16 protein-coding genes are annotated in these 18,750 nt (G+C 49.1%); 8 read left to right on the forward strand and 8 right to left on the reverse strand.

Annotation, left to right across the window (positions count from 1 at the left end; genetic code table 11):
- Positions 1 to 149: 149 nt before the first annotated feature.
- Positions 150 to 785, reverse strand: a complete 636-nt coding sequence (locus AC58P7_RS27415) for an FMN-dependent NADH-azoreductase (RefSeq protein WP_497348678.1) — start codon at positions 783 to 785, stop codon at positions 150 to 152.
- Positions 786 to 1,147: 362 nt separating this feature from the next.
- Here AC58P7_RS27415 and AC58P7_RS27420 point away from each other — a divergent pair, with 362 nt between their 5' ends.
- The 7 genes from AC58P7_RS27420 to dgoD all read left to right on the forward strand — a co-directional run bounded on the left by AC58P7_RS27420 (position 1,148) and on the right by dgoD (position 9,602).
- Entirely contained in the window at positions 1,148 to 2,494 is a 1,347-nt protein-coding gene (locus tag AC58P7_RS27420; RefSeq protein ID WP_497348680.1) for an ABC transporter substrate-binding protein, read from the forward strand.
- Positions 2,495 to 2,582: 88 nt separating this feature from the next.
- Positions 2,583 to 3,467: a carbohydrate ABC transporter permease gene (locus AC58P7_RS27425; RefSeq protein ID WP_497348682.1), complete on the forward strand. Its 885-nt coding sequence runs from the start codon at positions 2,583 to 2,585 to the stop codon at positions 3,465 to 3,467.
- Positions 3,464 to 4,279: a carbohydrate ABC transporter permease gene (locus AC58P7_RS27430; protein WP_497348684.1), complete on the forward strand. Its 816-nt coding sequence runs from the start codon at positions 3,464 to 3,466 to the stop codon at positions 4,277 to 4,279. The genes AC58P7_RS27425 and AC58P7_RS27430 overlap by 4 nt, the downstream gene beginning before the upstream one ends.
- 108 nt (positions 4,280 to 4,387) lie before the next feature.
- Positions 4,388 to 6,145 carry a sensor histidine kinase gene (locus AC58P7_RS27435; RefSeq protein ID WP_497348686.1) on the forward strand — a complete coding sequence of 586 codons (1,758 nt, stop codon included), beginning with the start codon at positions 4,388 to 4,390 and terminating at the stop codon, positions 6,143 to 6,145.
- Positions 6,142 to 7,758, forward strand: coding sequence for a response regulator transcription factor (locus AC58P7_RS27440; RefSeq protein WP_497348688.1), 1,617 nt, complete (start codon positions 6,142 to 6,144; stop codon positions 7,756 to 7,758). Before AC58P7_RS27435 ends, AC58P7_RS27440 begins: the two co-directional genes overlap by 4 nt.
- A 24-nt stretch (positions 7,759 to 7,782) precedes the next feature.
- Entirely contained in the window at positions 7,783 to 8,430 is a 648-nt protein-coding gene (locus AC58P7_RS27445) for a bifunctional 4-hydroxy-2-oxoglutarate aldolase/2-dehydro-3-deoxy-phosphogluconate aldolase (RefSeq protein WP_497348690.1), read from the forward strand.
- A gap of 23 nt (positions 8,431 to 8,453) precedes the next feature.
- Positions 8,454 to 9,602: a galactonate dehydratase gene (dgoD, locus tag AC58P7_RS27450; protein ID WP_497348691.1), complete on the forward strand. Its 1,149-nt coding sequence runs from the start codon at positions 8,454 to 8,456 to the stop codon at positions 9,600 to 9,602.
- Positions 9,603 to 9,690: 88 nt separating this feature from the next.
- Here the strand turns inward: dgoD and AC58P7_RS27455 are convergent, their stop codons facing one another.
- The 5 genes from AC58P7_RS27455 to AC58P7_RS27475 form a co-directional block, all read right to left on the reverse strand.
- Positions 9,691 to 9,882 (reverse strand): hypothetical protein, encoded by a 192-nt coding sequence (locus AC58P7_RS27455; RefSeq protein WP_497348693.1) that lies wholly within the window; start codon positions 9,880 to 9,882, stop codon positions 9,691 to 9,693.
- Positions 9,854 to 11,575, reverse strand: a complete 1,722-nt coding sequence (locus AC58P7_RS27460; protein ID WP_497348695.1) for a glycerol-3-phosphate dehydrogenase/oxidase — start codon at positions 11,573 to 11,575, stop codon at positions 9,854 to 9,856. The genes AC58P7_RS27455 and AC58P7_RS27460 overlap by 29 nt, the downstream gene beginning before the upstream one ends.
- Positions 11,576 to 11,711: 136 nt before the next feature.
- Positions 11,712 to 13,220, reverse strand: a complete 1,509-nt coding sequence (gene glpK, locus AC58P7_RS27465; RefSeq protein WP_497348697.1) for a glycerol kinase GlpK — start codon at positions 13,218 to 13,220, stop codon at positions 11,712 to 11,714.
- On the reverse strand, positions 13,217 to 13,798 hold the full coding sequence (locus AC58P7_RS27470) for a glycerol-3-phosphate responsive antiterminator (RefSeq protein WP_497348699.1): 582 nt from the start codon (positions 13,796 to 13,798) through the stop codon (positions 13,217 to 13,219). Before AC58P7_RS27470 ends, glpK begins: the two co-directional genes overlap by 4 nt.
- A gap of 190 nt (positions 13,799 to 13,988) precedes the next feature.
- Complete coding sequence (locus tag AC58P7_RS27475; RefSeq protein ID WP_497348701.1) at positions 13,989 to 15,992, reverse strand: GTP-binding protein; 2,004 nt, start codon at positions 15,990 to 15,992, stop codon at positions 13,989 to 13,991.
- Positions 15,993 to 16,091: 99 nt separating this feature from the next.
- On the opposite strand from AC58P7_RS27475, the gene AC58P7_RS27480 reads away from it, so the two are divergent.
- Complete coding sequence (locus AC58P7_RS27480) at positions 16,092 to 16,772, forward strand: DNA-3-methyladenine glycosylase family protein (protein WP_497348703.1); 681 nt, start codon at positions 16,092 to 16,094, stop codon at positions 16,770 to 16,772.
- Positions 16,773 to 17,278: 506 nt separating this feature from the next.
- Here the strand turns inward: AC58P7_RS27480 and AC58P7_RS27485 are convergent.
- Together AC58P7_RS27485 and AC58P7_RS27490 are read right to left on the reverse strand one after the other, a co-directional pair.
- Complete coding sequence (locus AC58P7_RS27485) at positions 17,279 to 17,845, reverse strand: TetR/AcrR family transcriptional regulator (protein WP_497348705.1); 567 nt, start codon at positions 17,843 to 17,845, stop codon at positions 17,279 to 17,281.
- A 15-nt stretch (positions 17,846 to 17,860) separates the two neighbouring features.
- Entirely contained in the window at positions 17,861 to 18,586 is a 726-nt protein-coding gene (locus AC58P7_RS27490) for an MBL fold metallo-hydrolase (protein ID WP_497348707.1), read from the reverse strand.
- Positions 18,587 to 18,750: the final 164 nt, after the last annotated feature.

Below are 18,750 nucleotides of genomic sequence, written 5' to 3' on the forward strand. Positions count from 1 at the left end.
TTAAATGTTTGTCCTTTTTTAGCCATAGAAAAATCCCCTCCAAGTTGTTCTCATTTCCTTATGATACCATAAGGTTTTTTTTGAGTGTCTACTTAAAGGGGATAATACCAAAATGGCTTTAAACGGTCTTTTTTTCTTAAAACAGTTTATTAGAAGCGTTTTGCAAGTTCTTTTGCTTTTACAATCGCTTCTTCTTTAATCGTTTGAGCTTTATCAGGTGCTGCAGCCATACCTTCAACGAAGATACCTTCAAAAGAAGGAACTCCATAGAATTGCATAACTTTCTTCAGGTAACTGTGACCACTTTCAAACGCAGCAGCCGGGCCTTCGGAATAAACGCTGCCGCTAGCTTGAACATGCGCTGCTTTTTTGCTTGTCAGTAAGCCAACAGGGCCATTTTCAGTATATTTGAAAGTTTTACCCGCAACGGAAACGGCGTCAATGTACGCTTTCAACACTGGCGGGAACGAGAAATTCCACATTGGAGATACAAATACATATTTATCCGCAGCCACGAATTGATCGACAATCGCACCTAGGCGTGCAATTTTTGCTTTTTCAGCGTCAGACAGTTGCTCAAACGCAGATCCTGATTGAAGTTTGCCCCAACCACTGAACACTTCAGCATCAAGTTGTGGAACATTCTCTTTGAACAGATCCAGATGAATAACTTCATCTGCCGGATTCGCTTCACGGTAAGCTTCAATAAATTCTTTTCCTACTGCAAGACTGAATGATGTTTGAGGATCATTAGGATGTGCTGTAATGTACAGTACAGTTGCCATTTTCCAAAACTTCCCTTCTGTATTTAAAATGATTACACTTTTATTATAACTATTTTTAAGTTAATTTCAAATAAATATTTACTTACAAAAAATTCACATATCTTTGATAAGATTCCGAATAGAAACAAGGCTACCCTTATTATGAAGCTGCTGCGGGTCTCTATCCGTTTCACTGTCTCCGCATCGAATTGTTATTTACAATAAACGGTAACACTAACACTAGGGTCAACCGATAACTCCTTAGTTCCTTCAGTCGTAGTTATCCATATTGAATCTTAGTTATATCAACCGAATAGAGGAATCAGGTACTCTTAGAGATGTAAACACAACCACTTCAAAGTACTTGGGAGGTCACATATTACATGAAAAAATCATTCAAACAATGGATTGGTGTCAGTACGACAGTCGTCATGGCTGCAACGGTGGTTGCAGGATGCGGCAGTACATCCAATAAGACAGAACAAGCAACAACAGCGCCAAGCGCTGCTGCAACAGCAAATGCGAAGCCATTCGCAGGAAAAACGATTTCCTTAGTAACCGCCAACCATCCTTGGGCCGAAGCTATTAAGCCCTTGCTTCCCGACTTCGAGAAAGAAACTGGCATCAAAGTGAATGTTGAAAGCTTTTTCGAGGATCAGCTCACACAGAAGCTGACCGTGCAATTCACATCCGGATCTGCAACACCTGATGTCTTCATGTATCGCCCTCTTCAAGAAGGCAAGCTTTTCTACAAAAATGGTTGGCTTCAACCTCTTGACGAATACGCTCAAAAAGCGAAAGACTACGACTTTAATGATTTCTCCAAGTCTTCTATCGGTTCAACAACTGTTGATGCCAAATTAGCAGGTATCCCGATTATTACGGAACAAGAAATCTTGTACTACCGGAAAGATTTGCTGCAAAAGGCTGGCATTGCTGTCCCTAAAACGTTAGAGGAGCTTACCGCGGCAGTTAAAAAGCTGCACGATCCGAAAAATGAGATGTACGGGTTCGTAGCCAGAGGCCAACGCTCCCCACTCGTTACGCAAGTTTCTTCTTTCCTATACTCGGAAGGTGCCGACTTTACAACAGGAGAGAAAGCTAGCATCAACACGCCGGAAGCGCTCAAAGCCTTCACGACTTACGGCACACTGTTGAAAGACTACGCACCTCCAGGCGTGCTCAATATGTCATGGCCGCAAGCATTCGGTATCTTCGCTCAAGGCAAAGTCGCTTTCTTAACCGATGCGAACTCACTTTACCAGAACGCAACGGATCCAGCGAAATCCAAAATCTCTGATCAAGTTGGGTTTGCTGTATTCCCTGGGGGTAAAGCAGGTTCCAAGCCGTATAGTATTACATCTTGGGGGCTTGCGATGAACACCAAATCCGCCAATAAAGACGCGACTTGGGCGTTCATTCAATGGGCAACCAGCAAAGATGTTGTGTTGAAAACACAGCAAAAAGGTAACCCTGGTGCCCGCGCTTCGGTTTGGGATAAACCGGAAGGCACAACGGGCTTCCCAGCTGAGCTCATTCCAATCATCAAGGAAAGTGCCAAAACAGGCGTTGACCATGACCGTCCAACCGTGATTAGTGTAGGCGAAGCTCGTGATGCAGTTGGTGAAATTGTTCAGAAGGTCATGACAGGTGAAACGAATCTTCAACCAGTGGCAGACAAAGCCAACCAAGCACTGCAAACGATTATGGATAAAGATAAAACAAGATAAATACGTGTTCGATGGGTGAAAAGGGTCATCTGATGACCCTTTTCATCTTTCATACGGAAATAACGACATCAGGAAGGGTGAATGCAGCATGCAATATAGTTGGTTTAACCGCAACTTAAAATGGATTTATACACTCCCCGCGGTCATCTTCGTCATGCTTATGATGCTGTTTCCGATCATCTATACCGTTCGGATCAGCTTCTATGAATGGAGCATGTCCGCAACAACACCACCGCTCTGGGTAGGTTTGTCGAATTATATAGCCCTATTCAAAGATGAACGCTTCTGGCATGCAGCAGGTTCTACGTTTTATTTCACATTTGCGGCACTTACCCTTGAAGTGATTCTTGGCATCGCCACCGCCTTATTGCTTTCCAGAGAATTCCGCGGGAAAAATCTCGTGAAAACAGTCTTCCTGCTGCCAATGGTAGCAACACCGGTAGCCATGGGCTTGGTCTGGATGCTGATCTACGAGCCTACGATTGGGGTAGCCAACATGATGCTTAAAACGTTTGGTTTGCAGCCACTCCTCTGGCTAGCTTCACCTAATCAGGTCATCCCTTCGCTCGTTATCGTTGATGTTTGGGAATGGACGCCTATGATTGCACTCATTATTATGGCGGGGTTAGCTACACTCCCAACTGATCCTTATGAAGCTGCAGATGTTGACGGCGCAAGTACGTGGAGAAAGTTCGTTTCGATTACACTTCCACTTCTAAGACCGACCATTATTGTGGCAGCTATGCTGCGATTGATTGATGTCTTAAAAACGTTCGATATCATCTATGCAACTACGCAAGGCGGACCGAACTTCGCTTCTGAGACTTTAAATCTATACGGATATGTGCTCGGATTCCAATACTTTAAGCTTGGGATGGCTTCGTCACTGCTTGTTATTTTCTTCGCACTAGTGATGGGACTGACGTTATTTATGATTTGGATGCGTAAACGAATGGAGGGAGCCACGTCATGAAGAAAAAGAAAGGTCCAAGAATTGCACAGACGCTGCTTACCTTCCTGGTCGTCATTGTGTTTGCATTTCCATTCGTTTGGATGCTCCTCGCATCGTTTAAGACGCAATCACAGATCTTGTCCACGGGCCAAATGTTTATCTTCAAACCGACGTTTCATAACTATGTCAGCGTGTTTAAAGAATATGATTTCATTAAATTCATCTGGAATAGCTTACTCGTTGCTTTTGGATCAACGCTGTTGTCACTTATTCTAGGACTCCCTGCAGCATACGCGATTGCTCGTCATCACCTTCAGAAGCTGGGGCTTCTCATCTTAGTCGCGAGAATTATCCCGGGAATTACTTTCTTGATTCCTTGGTTTATCTTGTTCTCCAAAATCCATTTGGTGGACACGTATACAGCACTTATTTTAAGCCATATGCTTGTTGGACTGCCTTTTATTATCTGGATTATGATCTCTTTTTTCGAAGCTCTTCCTACAGAAATCGAAGAGTCTGGTCTCATCGATGGCTGTACGCACCACCAAGTTTTCTTGCGAATTATTTTGCCCATATCAGGACCGGGCGTTATAACGGCATCGCTTCTCTCTTTTATCTTCTCGTGGAACAACTTTATGTTCTCGGTGATTTTGGCCGGTGACAAAACAAAAACGCTTCCAATTGCTGTATTTAACTTTATGTCCTACTCCGAAATCAACTGGGGTGCATTGATGGCTGCCGCTTGCATTATTACACTTCCGGTTCTCATCATCGCATTAGTTTCTCAGCGTTACGTCGTAAGCGGACTTTCCGCCGGTGCTGTTAAAGGTTAACAACCCGTGTTGCGCGTACGGGAGCTGTTGCCTTTCATTTAGGCGGCATCTCTCGTATAGTAAACGTGAAGTTGGTTAGCTTAGCAGATAGGTGGAAGGTGATTCCGTATGCCCTATAGATTGAATATTTTCAGCAAAGTCTTAATTCTGTTAGTTTTACTTCTGATTCCCATTGTCCTGCTCTACAGCTACACGAATCGAATTACGAACAACGTCGTTCAGGATCAGATTCAATCGTCCAATTTGAACCAGCTATCTTTTTTTATGCACCAGTTGGATGGTGATGTGGAGCGATTAGCGATGTCCCCCGTGATCCTGGGAAGTGACCCCTATGTGAGAGAGTACATCGATAAGAATAATTCGCCGGATTATGACATGTTGAAGGAACAATCGCGCATCATCCAAAAGCTCAGCCTGCAAAGTGTCTCCAGCGGTTGGGTGAATGAACTTACAATTGCAATTCCCAAAGGGAAGCAAGTGCTGTCCTCGAGTATCTTCGTGAATGGGACAGATGCATGGCCTTGGCATAGACCGATTCAGAGAACTTGGACGTATGAAGAACGTGAAGGTGACAAAGGTGTCGGATCATTCATAAGAGAGATTAGTGAGCCCATTCGTGCGCAGATTGTGGATCAAACAAATGTGCTCTATCAAGTCAGATTTAGTGTGCAGAATATGGTTCAGCTGCTGGATGTTTATAAGAAAGATAAACGAAGCGATCCTTTTTTGGTAGACGCGCACCAGGCTTCCATTCTCAATAGCTCCTCAAATCCGTCTATCACGGCTTCTATTAGAGAGCAACTAACTGGATATGCTTTGCCGCTCTCCGGTCAGAAGCAGATTAAGATTGATAATCAGCAGTATTTGGTCAGTTATGTGAAATCAACGCAATTGGATTGGTATTTGGTAGACTACGTGCCTGTTCAAAAAATACTATCTCCCATTACCATGACTCGTAAACTGTTTTACGTATCGATCGGGCTCTTGCTTATGATGAGTGTACTAGCCGCTTTTATATTGTATCGAAATGTTCAAATACCCATTGGGAAGATGATACAAAGTGTGCAGAAGGTCAAACGAGGCGATTTATCGGCGAGGATTGACTACAAAGCTAAAAATGAATTCGATTTCCTCATTCAGCGATTTAATGAAATGGCGACGCAAATTCAAGTGCTGGTTGAAGATGTTTATGCGGAGAAAATACGGTCGCGTGAGGCCACGTTGAAACAGCTGCAGTCACAAATCCATCCGCATTTTCTATACAATTCCTTATTCTTCATTATCAATTCGGCCGAGATGGAGGATAAAGAGTCCGTAGTGGCTATGTCACAAAATTTGGCCGAGTTCTACCGTTATACAACAAGAGTTGAGAAACAAGCCGTTAGGCTGCAGGATGAACTGAATTTGGTCATCCACTATTTAAATATCCAACAGCTTCGTATTCATCGACTGACGTATAACATCGCTGTACCGGATGACATGTTGAACGAATGGGTGCCCAGACTTATTCTTCAACCTTTGGTGGAGAACGCCATTATTCATGGCATTGAACGCAGCGTGGAAAGCGACCGTATTACCATCAAGGGCGAGCAAGATGTGGTCTGGAACCGATTGATTGTCGAGGATAACGGCCGTGGCCTTGACCAAGAGAAATTAGCTAAGCTATCCAAACAACTGGAGCAGCCGATGTCCGATGACATTGGCTGCGGCACATGGAATATCCATCATCGGCTATTTTATCAATTTGGAGAAGGATCGGGTCTTACTTTTCAATTAGGTGAAAATGGGGGCATGAAGGCAGTGTTGAGTTGGAAGCGAGATAAGCAGCAGGATACCCTTCCAGCTGTCCAGGAGAAAAGACAATGATTCAACTTCTCATTGTTGATGATGAAGCACATGTCGTAGATCGACTGCACGCCACAATAGACTGGGCGTCTCTGGGCATTGAACAAATTTTCAAGGCTTATTCGGGGAAAGAAGCGTTGGAACTGCTTGAACAATTTTCGATTGATATCGTCATTACAGACATTCAAATGCCGGGGATAACCGGCTTAGAGCTGATTGCTGAAATCAACAACAGATGGCAGAAAACCAAGTGTATCCTCTTATCGGGTTACTCTGATTTCAACTATGCCAAAGAAGCCATCCTTCAGGGTACGGAGGATTATTTACTAAAGCCCGTTACAGAGAAGGACTTGCTAGATACGGTTAGACGGGTCTTGGATAAACTTCAAAAGGAATGGCAAGAAGTCTTCTCCACACAGCGACTCACTTACACTTTCAAAGAAAACCTGCCTCTCCTGCGAGGGAACTTACTGAATGATCTCCTACAGGGACGTAAACTCTCTGAACAATCACTCCGAGAGAAAATGCATATGCTTGAACTCCCTGATTTTCATGAACAGGCTTGTGTATGTATGATGATTCGACTTGAATCTGATTTTCTTGACTATGATTTGACGCGTCTGTCCTTAATGGAATATGCCATCAGTAATATGGTTGAGGAATTGTTTGCCGAGAAATTCGATAGCTGGCCTACGAAAGATGCACATGATTATTTAGTTTTCATCATGAAACGGAAGCCGGTAACTACCGAGAAGGAAGATCCCGCTTGGCTTGAACGAACAGCAGCTGTCCTCCAATCCGCTGTGAACAATTATTTGAGGGGCAAAATCTCCATTCTGCTCAGCAGTTGGGGGGAGTTCCCTGCTGATATCACAACCTTGTATAACGCCTCGCTCAGTGCCTTTCGTAAGCGAATTGGCAGTGAGCATGAACTATTAATGGTGCTAGGCGAAGAATCCGTCCAAACGGAGCTTTCCGCTATGCAGAAACTGTATGAACCTCCGACACTCAATCATCTATTGGAGGCAGCCCGTTGGGAAGATACCGAAGAAAAGCTTTCACTGATTTTCGACGAAATGGAAGCCAAATTCTCAGAGTCCCAAGAGCATCTGCTGGAGGTTTACTTCTCGGTTGCATCTGCTTTTGCTTATATTGCTCATAAAAATGGCCGACCTTTGCACCAGCTCATTGGCGGGGACTACGAGAAAATGACCGAAGGCATTCCCTTCCGCAGCGTTAACCAATTACGTGAATGGTCCATTCGCTCCTTACATCGGATGAGGGAGGATATGGATCAAGAGAGAAAGGACAGCCGGGTCACCTTGATTAATGATATCCGGTCTTTTATTGATCAGCATCTGGCCAGCGATGTCTCTTTGCAATCGATTGCGGATCATGTATATCTGCACCCTGTTTATGTGTCCAAGATCTACAAACTGGAAACCGGTGATAACCTAAGCGACTACGTCAACAGGGCACGCATGGATAAGGCTTCCTACCTGTTGAAGAACGGTCACGATAAAATTTATGAAATTGCTACACAGCTCGGATATCAGCGTCCACACTCATTTAATCATGCCTTCAAAAAGCATTATGGGATGACCCCTCAGGAATATCGCGATCAATATTCATAACCAGAAGGGAGAATGAGCAGCCCCATGTCTAACGTCTTAAGCACTTTAAAAGAGTCCAAAGTGATTGCCATCATTCGGGGAATTGAACTCAAGCAGGCACCCCCTCTATTCGAAGCCCTTGCTGCAGGTGGCATTAAGCTTGCTGAAGTAACTTTGAATACGCCGAATGCGCTCCAAATCATTCATCAGATGCGTGAAAAGTATGATGGCCGTATGATTATTGGAGCAGGGACCGTCCTTACTGCGGGTAAAGCGGTAGAAGCCATACGGGCGGGAGCAGAGTTCCTTATTTCCCCGAATGTGGATCAAGGAATGATCGAGACCGCATTAGCGCATCAGGTAACTCCAATGCCTGGTGCACTGACGCCAACGGAAATCGTGCAGGCCATGAATTACGGTGCGCCAATCGTTAAGCTATTTCCTTGCTCCAGCTTAGGGCCTTCTTATTTGAAAGAGCTCAGAGGTCCCCTAAATGAACTCAACATCCTCGCAGTCGGAGGGATAACCAAAGAAAATGCTCCTTCTTATCTGCAAGCCGGTGCCTCTTCGGTAGGTATAGGAGGAAGTTTGGTAGCGCTTAACGAAATTCACCAAGGTAATTACAGTGCGATTACCAACTACGCCGAGCAGCTCATGGCGGCCGTACATGCAGTCAATTATCAAACATTCTAGGGTACAGGGAGAGGAAGTATACCGTGAAAATTACGAAATTAGAACTGTTTAAAGTGCCGCCAAGATGGTTGTTTTTGAAAATCGAAACGGATGAGGGCATCACAGGATGGGGAGAACCTGTCGTAGAGGGCAGGGCGGATACGGTAGCAGCAGCTGTGATGGAAATGAGCGACCATATCATCGGGAAGGATCCGATGCGGATCGAAGATATGTTTCAGGTGCTGTACCGCGGTGGATTTTACCGTGGAGGGCCGATCCTTTCGAGTGCGATCTCCGGTATCGAACAAGCACTCTGGGACATTAAGGGCAAGTTCTATAACGCCCCTGTTTACGATTTATTAGGTGGTGCCTGCCGCGACCGCACACGTGTCTATTCTTGGATTGGCGGAGACCGCCCAAGTGACGTAGGGCAAGCTGCCAGGCTGCAAGTCGAGGCAGGCTTCACCGCGGTGAAAATGAATGCCACGGAAGAGATGCACTACATTGATTCGATCCGTAAAGTAGATGAAGCCATTGCCCGCATTGCGGCAGTCCGCGAAGCCGTTGGCAAAGACGTCGGAATCGGCATCGACTTCCATGGGCGTGTTCATAAATCGATGGCTAAAATCATCGTGAAGGAGCTTGAGCCTTATCGCCCAATGTTCATTGAAGAGCCCGTTCTGCCCGAAAACAATGAGGCGCTGAAAGAAATCGCTCGCTATACTTCGTGTCCTATCGCCACGGGAGAGCGCATGTATACACGTTGGGGCTTTAAAGAACTGTTGGCGCAAGGCATCGTAGACATCATTCAACCTGATCTTTCGCATGCAGGTGGTATCTTAGAAACTCGAAAAATTGCCGCAATGGCCGAAGCGTATGATATTGCCATTGCACCGCATTGTCCGCTAGGACCCATCGCACTTGCATCCTGTCTACAACTGGATATCTGCTCACCTAACGCGTTCATTCAGGAGCAAAGCCTGGGCATTCACTATAATCAAGGCAGCGATCTGCTTGATTATTTGAAAGATCCTTCTGTGTTCCAATATGAGGAAGGCTTCGTGAAGAACCTAACGGCTCCGGGTCTGGGGATCGAGATCAATGAAGAGAAGGTCCGTGAAATGGCTGCCATCGGACATAATTGGAAAAATCCGATTTGGCGTCAAGCGGATGGTACCGTAGCGGAATGGTAGAAAGGGACTTATTCATACTTGTCTAGCAGCACGTCCACCGAAGAATGATTAAATAAATAATACCGCATCCCATTGAGAGGGTGCGGTATTATTTGTTGTCTCTTTTTGTTTTCCATTTCAGTTTGGATTGAATGAATTTATATAACTGAAGCTCTGGAACCGTCTCATTCGTAATACGGAACACAATACGGATACCCGCATCCCTCAGCTTAATCTCTACAGCCTGCAAAGACTTTGCGCAGATAGTTACTTTAAGCCTCCAGCGGATGAACCGCCTCATGGAGCAGTTGCTCCAGCTCGGCGGCGTAGGCCGCTGTCTGCGCTTCGCTCCAGCCGAAGCGCTCCGTGAGGAAGGCCGTCGCAGGCGCCTTCCACTGTCTGGCCCACGCGATGTCGAAGAAGAGGGCGCCCGTGCGGCGGATGAAGAAATCCGCCGGCTTCACGACCATCTCGCGCTCGATCGCGTACACGAGCGCAGCGAGCACCGCGGCAGGCATGCCCCGCCGCTTCGCCTCGTCCCGGTGCTGCTCCAGCAGCGCGAATACGGTGTCCACGTTGGACCCGTATCGCTGCGCGAGCAACATCGCTTCAGGCTCGGTCAGCCCCAGCCGCAGGCCTTGGCTGACCTTGCTCCGTAAGAACGGCGCCAGCTGCGCGGAGCCGCCCACATCGCCGCCGGATATCGGCAGCGTGCGGGTGCGGCTCGGCGGAAGCGCCGCCGAGACCTTGCCTTCCGCCACCAGCATGGCGGCGATCTGGTTCACGACCGACTCCGCCATTTTGCGGTAGCCGGTCAGCTTGCCCCCGGCCATCGAAATGAGGCCGGATTCCGACACGAAGATTTCGTCGCGCCGCGAAATCTCGGAAGGGTCCTTGCCCTCTTGATGGATCAGCGGGCGCAGCCCGGTCCAGCTCGATTCGACGTCGGCCTCCGTCAACCCGAGGGACGGAAACATCTCGTTCGCCGCGCGCAGCACATAGGCGCGATCAGTCACAGTAATACGGGGATTGGCTATATCCCCTTTGTAGTTCGTGTCGGTCGTGCCGACATAGGTTTTGCCATCGCGCGGGATCGCAAACACCATCCGCCCGTCCGGCGTATCGAAATAGATCGCCTGCCCTAGCGGGAACCGACTCTGATCAAAAACCAAATGCACCCCTTTGGTTAAGTGTAGGGTTTTCCCGTGCTTTGAGCGATCCATTTCACGAAGCGTGTCTACCCACGGTCCCGCCGCATTCACGATTTTACTCGCATAAAGCGTGTAGGAAGCTTGTTGATCTTTTACATCCCCAGCTCCAACCAGCTGATCCACAACCTTCACCCCAACCAACGTCCCATCCTTCACAATCAGTTCCTCAACCTTCGCGTAATTCACCGCCATCGCGCCGAGTTCCACTGCTTTTTTCATAACCTCAATCGTTAACCGCGCATCATCCGTGCGATACTCCACATAGTAACCGCCGCCTTTGAGATCTTTCTTTTTCAACAAAGGCTCATGCTTCAAAGTCACGTCAGGGCTGAACATCTTGCGTCGTTCCGAGCGTTTAACCCCCGCCAAGAAATCATAAACTCTTAGGCCGAGCGAGGTGGACAGCTTACCGAACGTCCCACCTTTATAAAATGGCAGCAGCATCCACTCCGGCGTCGTCACATGCGGCCCATTTTCATATACAATCGCCCGCTCTTTGCCGACTTCCGCCACGACTTTTACGTCCAGTTGCTTCAAATACCGCAGTCCACCATGCACCAATTTCGTCGAACGGCTCGACGTCCCCGAAGCAAAATCCTGCATCTCAATCAACGCCGTGCGAAGCCCGCGACTTTGCGCATCCAGCGCAATACCTGCACCCGTAATCCCGCCGCCGATCACAATCACATCGAACTGCTGCTGTGCCATAGCTTCCAGCGTCTCTTTCCTTTTTAACCCGTTGAACTCTTTATGTTGTCCCGCCTGTTTCTCAACTGTTGTCATGCCAATCTCTCCCTTTTTTATGAAAATGAAAAAACCACAACAACCCTATCACGTTTGCACGTTAAGGTCCGCTGTGGTTTCTCCTAGTCTCCAACCGAATATGAACTTGTTAGGTGTAGTATAACACTGTATGCCTTTATTTAAAAGCGATCGCGGCATTTACCGCCTTTTTCCATCCACTGTATAAGTTTTCTTGCAAATCGGCAGCCATTTCCTGATCAAAAGCCCGATCTACCTGCCACTGTGCCGCAATTTCCGCCTGATCCTGCCAAAAGCCCACCGCAAGACCCGCTAGATAAGCTGCCCCAAGCGCCGTCGTTTCATTGATCACTGGACGCTCCACCGTCACGCCTAGCATGTCGCTTTGAAACTGCATCAGGAAGTCGTTTTTCACGACACCGCCGTCAACCCGCAGCTTCGTAAGCTCAATGCCCGAATCGTCCTCCATCGCCTGCAGCACGTCTTTCGTCTGATACGCGAGAGATTCCAGCGTTGCCCGGATGAAATGCTCCTTCGACGTCCCGCGTGTCAGCCCAAAAACCGCTCCTCGCACATCGCTGTCCCAATACGGCGTTCCTAGCCCTACAAAGGCTGGAACAACGTACACACCGTCAGTCGATACAACGCGTTTGGCATATTCCTCCGAATCCTTCGCGGATTTGATCATGCGCAGCCCATCTCGCAACCACTGGATCGCCGAGCCCGCCACAAAAATACTGCCCTCCAGCGCATACTCAACTTTCCCATTCAGCCCCCAAGCTATCGTAGTCAAAAGGCCGCTGCGCGACGGAATCGCGTGATTCCCTGTGTTCATCAGCATGAAGCAGCCGGTGCCGTAGGTGTTTTTGGCCATGCCTTTTTCGAAACAAGCTTGACCGAACAAAGCCGCTTGCTGATCACCAGCCGCCCCAGCAATCGGAATCGCCGCACCGAAGAATAAGCTTTCCTGCGTATACCCATAAACCTCAGACGATGAACGAACCTCCGGAAGCATCGCCGCGGGAATGTCCAAATGCCCCATCAGCTCCTCGTCCCACTTCAGCTCGTGAATGTTGTAAATGAGCGTCCGCGAAGCGTTCGAGTAATCCGTGACATGTGCCTTGCCACCCGTCAGCTTCCAGATGATCCACGTATCCATCGTGCCAAAAAGCAAGTCCCCCTGCTCCGCTTTCGCTCTAGCGCCATCGACGTGGTCGAGAATCCATTTAATTTTAGTCGCCGAAAAATAAGCATCAATCAGCAGTCCCGTCCGCTCACGGAACAGATCGTTAAGACCTTGAGCCTTAAGCTCTTCGCAAATGTCCGCCGTCTGGCGCGACTGCCACACGATCGCATGGTACACCGGCATACCCGTATGTCGATCCCACACAACCGCCGTCTCTCGCTGATTCGTGATACCAATACCTGCAATTTCCGCAGGCTGCACGCCGGTCTCAGACAGAAGCGTTGCGATCACACTTTGAATCGACAGCCAAATTTCGTTCGCATCATGCTCCACCCAGCCCGGCTTCGGAAAATACTGCTTAAATTCCTGCTGAGCCGTATGGATGATGCTCCCTTTTTGATCAAATAAAATCGCTCTAGAACTTGTTGTCCCCTGATCGAGGGAAAGGATATATGAGGGCTTGGATCCCGTTGTTGTCATGATTGATTATGCCTCCTTTTCACACCATCATAATGCTGCCACAGTTCATGGTTCGAGGTCGTCACCGCCGTCGCGCCGGCTGCAAGTGCCTGCTCCACATCATCCACCGAACGAATCAGGCCACCTGCAAAAATCGGAATACCCGAACGCTCCTTCACCTCTTTAATGATGTGTGGAATGACACCAGGCATGACCTCTATGTAATCTGGCTGAGAGCGCTCAAGCAGCGTATAGCTTTTGTCCAGCGCCGAGCTATCCAGTAGAAATAGCCGTTGAATCGCGATCAAACCATTCTGCCTTGTCTTGGTAATGACATTGCCACGCGTCGAAATAATCCCCGCAGGACGAATGCTTTGGCACAGAAATTCTGCAGCGAATTCGTCGTTTTTCAGCCCTTCGATCAAATCGGCGTGCAGCAGCAGCTTCTTTCCATGTGATCTGCCGAGATCAACGATGCTTTTGAGCTGTCCAATATGACTGTCGAGCAGCACGATATAGGTGTAGGAAGACTTCATGAGTTTTTCTAAATCTTTCATCTTGCGAATGGCCGGTAAAATACACTGATCTTGCAATGACATGCGCTTCACCTCTATTTTCTGAACCTATCTAAACATGACAATTACGACAAAAAGACTCACCAAGATTTGCCTTCTATATTCAAAGGGCAATCCAAGTGAGTCTCCTGTTCTCCGTCACATGTTATTAACTTACCTGTATTTTACTGAAAGATAGGCGGCCCTGTCAATGGGAGTTGGTTGCCGAGGAAGCTTAGTTCGATAACGCCTTCCGCACAGCTAAAATATACTTCGACTGATCCAGCGGATTCACCCCGCGCCGTTTGCGCTCGGCATGGACATCAGGCGGACTTGGCTGATAGCCTGCAAAAGAGGACGTAATCACGCCGCGCCCACCCGACATGGCGCTTAGCTTCACGGGATATTCCAGTGACGTCGCCACAGGAAGTCGGCCTTCCAAGACGAACCGTCCACCTGCCATGCTAGGTGGATCAAAGCTCGCTCTCATCTGCACAAGGTCACTCAGCACCTTACCGCCGAACTCTTCAGGCACGGTGATACGCACCTGCAGCATAGGCTCCAGCAGCGTCGTTCCCGTCTGCGCGAGCCCTTGCATGATGCCCATCGGCGTCGCGACAGCAAAATCAAGCGGATGGGTGTGCCACACATGGTGCTCGCCCTCCACGAGCGTCACCTTTACATCGGTGACTTCCCAACCGAGCAGCCCCTGCTGCAGCGCCTCCGGCACGCGGCGCGCCACCTCATTCTGGTACTGCACGAGCAGCTGCTCGCCGCGTACCTGGGACTCATACACGAGCCCGCTGCCCGGTGCACCAGGCTCGATACGAAAACGCAAGATGGCCCAGCACGGCTTGGGCATCGTATAAGCGATGAAGCCTTCCCCAGCTTGGGAAGGCGTTTCTTTGTAGATCACGGAAGGTTGATCGAACCTTACGCTTAGTCCGAAACGCGAACTCAAGAGACTCGTTAGAATCTCGAGCTGGATCGCGCCCATGACCTTGACGTGCAGCTCGCGTTCGTCCTGCAGCCACTGCAGATCGAGCAGGGGATCTTCGTCTGTGAGCTCCTGTAACGCGGCGACGAGTGCCGGGTACTGCGCGTCGTTCTCAGCGTGCACTTGCACGGTCAACAGCGGCACCGCCATGCGCGGCGCAGGCGGCACGCTGTCTGGCCGGCCCAGCACATCGCCGATCCGCACCTGCGTCATGCCGCAGACGGCCGCGATGTCGCCCGCCGCGACCACACCAAGATCTTCGGCTTTGCGGCCGTCGATCCGGCGAATCTGGGTCACCTTCTCCTCCACGCCCTGCGTGGCATTGACGACGGTGTCCCGGTTATGGATCGTCCCCTCATAGAGGCGGACGTATGCCATTCGCCCCATGGTCTTGTCGCGCTCGACCTTGAACACCACAGCCGACAGCGGCTGCTCTGCATCGCCGCGCGGCTCAGGCAAGTAATCGAGGATCGCGGCCAGCAGCTCTCGGATTCCAAGCCCTTTGCTGGAGGCTCCGACCAGCAAAGGAAAAGCCTCACCCTGCCGAGCGTACCGCTGCAGGGTCTCTTTTACCTCGTGCGCCGCGATGGGCGCACCTTCGATGTAGCTCGTGAGCATCGGCTCGTCGAGCTCCGAGAGCTTTTCTATCGCGGATGAGAGATCGAATCCGCGCAAAGCCGCGGCGGCGTCCCGATCCGCCGCCCCCAGCACGTTCCGCGCTCCGCGGAACGTGTCCTCAATCCCAAGCGGCGCATAAACCGGCACCGCCATCCCCGTGAGCTGCTTATGAATCTCCTGCAGGACGCGTTCGGGGTCCGCCCCGATGCGGTCTAATTTATTCATATAGAGCAAGGTCGGTATGCGAAGCGATTGCAGCGCATGCCAAATCATTTCCGTCTGCGACTGCACGCCTTCCACCGCAGAAATGATAAGGATCGCCCCATCCATCACCCGCAGGGAGCGCTCCACCTCGGACAAAAAATCGACGTGACCCGGCGTATCCACGAGATGGATCCATGTATTTTGCCAGACCAGGCTCGTCGTTGCACTTCGGACCGAAATCCCCCGCTCACGCTCCACCTCTAGGGAATCCGTCTGCGCAGTCCCACTATCCACGCTGCCTAGCGCGCGAATACGCCCGCTTAAGTACAGCAAATGTTCTGTAGTTGTCGTTTTCCCTGCATCGACGTGCGCAAAAATCCCCACGTTCCTTCTCGACATTATGCGTTTCTCATCTGACATTCAAGCTCCGTGCCCCTTTGGCTTTCATTCTTGCATCTATTATACTAAAAGAGAGCTGATTTGGATAAGTTCACCAGATTTATGTGAGGAGGAACTCCTATGCATCCACCCTTACCAACAACCATTAGACTTGATAGCCAGCATCCTGCCATCATTAGCCTATCTCAAGCTGACCCTAAGTTGGCTCGTCTGATCGAGCTGATCGGTGAACTCACACTCACACCTAGTTTTCGACCCTATGAGTCTCTCGTCATGTCGATTATTTCTCAACAACTCTCTGCCAAAGCCGCATTAACTATTAAAACGAGAGTTAAAACAATCATCCCCACCATCACGCCAGAACATGTTTTAGCCACAGATGAAGAAGCAATCCGTCAATGCGGCGTCTCCTATCCCAAAATCCGCTACATCCGCGACCTCAGCACCAAGGTGCTGGGCGGTGAAGTAATGCTTGATCAGCTGCAAGATGTAGATACCACAGAACTTCTGAAGCAGCTAACTAGTGTCAAAGGCATCGGCGTGTGGACCGCTGAAATGTTTCTCATCTTTACCCTTGGCCGCCCGGATATTCTATCGCTTGGCGATGCTGGTCTGCAGCGCGCAGCCCGCTGGCTGCATGCTCTTCCTGAGCGAACGGACAAGAACTACTTAGGCGTCGCCGCTGAAGGCTGGGCACCCTATCGCAGCATTGGCTCGCTCTATTTGTGGCGCGCCATCGACACGGGCCTCGTTGATTCGGGGCTGCCGGTAGAAGCATGCGAGAAACCGCAGCAGGGGTAACAGTTATGCGCTTGTTCGTTGGATGACTTACCTTCAACCTTACTCGCCCTTGTTGTACTTTGTACAACATTATATGGGCATTTCCACCCTTTTCACTCTCCAAATTGCAAAAACTACAACATTTTTGCTCGAAAAGCCGCTCAAAGCACGAAAATGGCTCTTTAAGTTGGACGTAATACAACATAAAGAGCAAGATTAGAAAATTTGCTCAATTATGATGCAGAAAATACAACTTCGGGAATGCCTTTCCTGTGAAAGTGTTCAATTTTCACCAAAAAAAAAGCGCAACCTGCCCGCATAGGCTACTCACGCTCTCCATTATCTGCCGTTCGCTTACTTCTGACGATTTTAGTTACTTATGACTGCTCAACTTCCGTACTCACAACCATCTTATACCCGCTACCATAACTGCCCTAGTCAAACTAGTTACTTCTTCTAACACTGGTTCTTCTGGTTATTCTGGTTCTTCTGGTTCTTCTGGTTCTTTCTGGTTCTTCTATTCCTTCCTATACTACTCCTATCAATCCCCGCAAATACGTCTGCAACAACCGACGTAAGCTCTCATCGCGATCCAGCTCCATCCGGAAGCCATTCCGATGCTCAAGCGAGGCGAAGCCATGCACAATGCTACGAAATCCGCGCACCACGTGCAGCGCATCTTCTTCACTGAGCCCGTAAGGCTCAAGAATGCGGAGTAGGAAGCTCACCACCTGAGCGCCGGCCTCCTTCAGTTCAGGGTCCTCATAGTCGGGTAGCGCCGAGATCGCCTCGTACAAGCCTGGCTTCTTCCGGGCAAAAGCCACGTAAGCTATTCCCGCAGCCAACAGTGCGTCATCCCCGGCTTTGCCAATAACGGCTTCGATCATCGCTTCCTTGACGAGGACGAGTCCTCGCCGAGAAAGCTGCTTTCTCAGATCAGGCAAACCTTTGATGTGATTGTAGAGGGAAGGTGTTTTGATGTTTAATTTGGCGGCCAGCGCAGCAAGTGAAAGCTGCTCAACCCCTTGTTGATCAGCAATTTCTATTGCTGCTTGTAGTACTGTTTCCGCGTCTAACCCCTGTCGAATAGCCATCGTGTGTCCTCTTTTCTAAATTGTCGCAGATGCTCCATTAAATTTCGCAGTGGCTTCTTCGATCGCCGCATCGATGATGGCAATTGGCTGCTCAATCAACCGTCCGTGTCCGACTGCAAGCAAACTTGGTTCTAGCTGTCGCAATCTGCGCGTACTCTCCAGTGAAGCTTCTTTACTCCACGTTGCCATCGCCGGGAACGGAAACCAGAATTTCACCACACCCGACACCGCTACTCCGCCTCGTACTTGAAAAGCATCCCCAGCGATCAATGCACGACTCCGTACATCAAGGAAAGCCATTGAACCTGGTGTATGACCAGGAGCAGCGAAGGCTTGCAACGAACCAATCCGATCCCCATCCGCCAGCAGCACATCAGGCTTCGTCTGAATCCCTTTTGGGATGCCGCCCTTAATCGGTGTTTGAGGCTCATCAGCTTCTAACTCCACATTTCCTGCCAGCAGCTTCGCATCTCTTCTGGAGATGTAGACCTGAGCTTGCGGCAGTACTTTTTTCAAGCCATCCAATGCGCCAATATGATCACCATGAGCGTGAGTCAGAACGATGCGTGTAATGGGTTTTCCAATCTGCTCCGCCGCCTGAAGAATGCCTTTCACACTGAATGGCAAAGCCGCATCAATCAAGGTTAATTCAGACTCTTCCTCCACCAAGTAACAATTCACTGGGAAAAATCTCGGCATAAAAGCTAGCTGATACAAATGTCCGTTGCGCGTTATTTTCATTTTTCAACGCCTCCTATTTGCTATCTATATTAGTATATTAACTAATATCATTAGTTTTGTAAATAGGCATTTCCCCACTATTTTCCTCAACCTAACATCTAAGCAATTGTCCGAGTGTTCTTTATTGTACTGTGGTAAGATAGTTCTCATATTTGCCATACAGC

The sequence above is a fragment of the Paenibacillus sp. J22FR5 genome (assembly GCF_059691975.1).

Coding starts and splice junctions, on each gene's coding strand:
- AC58P7_RS27415 (WP_497348678.1), bottom strand. CDS start 785: ATGGCAACTGTACTGTACATTACAGCACATCCTAATGATCCTCAAACA.
- AC58P7_RS27420 (WP_497348680.1), top strand. CDS start 1,148: ATGAAAAAATCATTCAAACAATGGATTGGTGTCAGTACGACAGTCGTC.
- AC58P7_RS27425 (WP_497348682.1), top strand. CDS start 2,583: ATGCAATATAGTTGGTTTAACCGCAACTTAAAATGGATTTATACACTC.
- AC58P7_RS27430 (WP_497348684.1), top strand. CDS start 3,464: ATGAAGAAAAAGAAAGGTCCAAGAATTGCACAGACGCTGCTTACCTTC.
- AC58P7_RS27435 (WP_497348686.1), top strand. CDS start 4,388: ATGCCCTATAGATTGAATATTTTCAGCAAAGTCTTAATTCTGTTAGTT.
- AC58P7_RS27440 (WP_497348688.1), top strand. CDS start 6,142: ATGATTCAACTTCTCATTGTTGATGATGAAGCACATGTCGTAGATCGA.
- AC58P7_RS27445 (WP_497348690.1), top strand. CDS start 7,783: ATGTCTAACGTCTTAAGCACTTTAAAAGAGTCCAAAGTGATTGCCATC.
- AC58P7_RS27455 (WP_497348693.1), bottom strand. CDS start 9,882: ATGAGGCGGTTCATCCGCTGGAGGCTTAAAGTAACTATCTGCGCAAAG.
- AC58P7_RS27460 (WP_497348695.1), bottom strand. CDS start 11,575: ATGACAACAGTTGAGAAACAGGCGGGACAACATAAAGAGTTCAACGGG.
- glpK (WP_497348697.1), bottom strand. CDS start 13,220: ATGACAACAACGGGATCCAAGCCCTCATATATCCTTTCCCTCGATCAG.
- AC58P7_RS27470 (WP_497348699.1), bottom strand. CDS start 13,798: ATGTCATTGCAAGATCAGTGTATTTTACCGGCCATTCGCAAGATGAAA.
- AC58P7_RS27475 (WP_497348701.1), bottom strand. CDS start 15,992: ATGTCAGATGAGAAACGCATAATGTCGAGAAGGAACGTGGGGATTTTT.
- AC58P7_RS27480 (WP_497348703.1), top strand. CDS start 16,092: ATGCATCCACCCTTACCAACAACCATTAGACTTGATAGCCAGCATCCT.
- AC58P7_RS27485 (WP_497348705.1), bottom strand. CDS start 17,845: ATGGCTATTCGACAGGGGTTAGACGCGGAAACAGTACTACAAGCAGCA.
- AC58P7_RS27490 (WP_497348707.1), bottom strand. CDS start 18,586: ATGAAAATAACGCGCAACGGACATTTGTATCAGCTAGCTTTTATGCCG.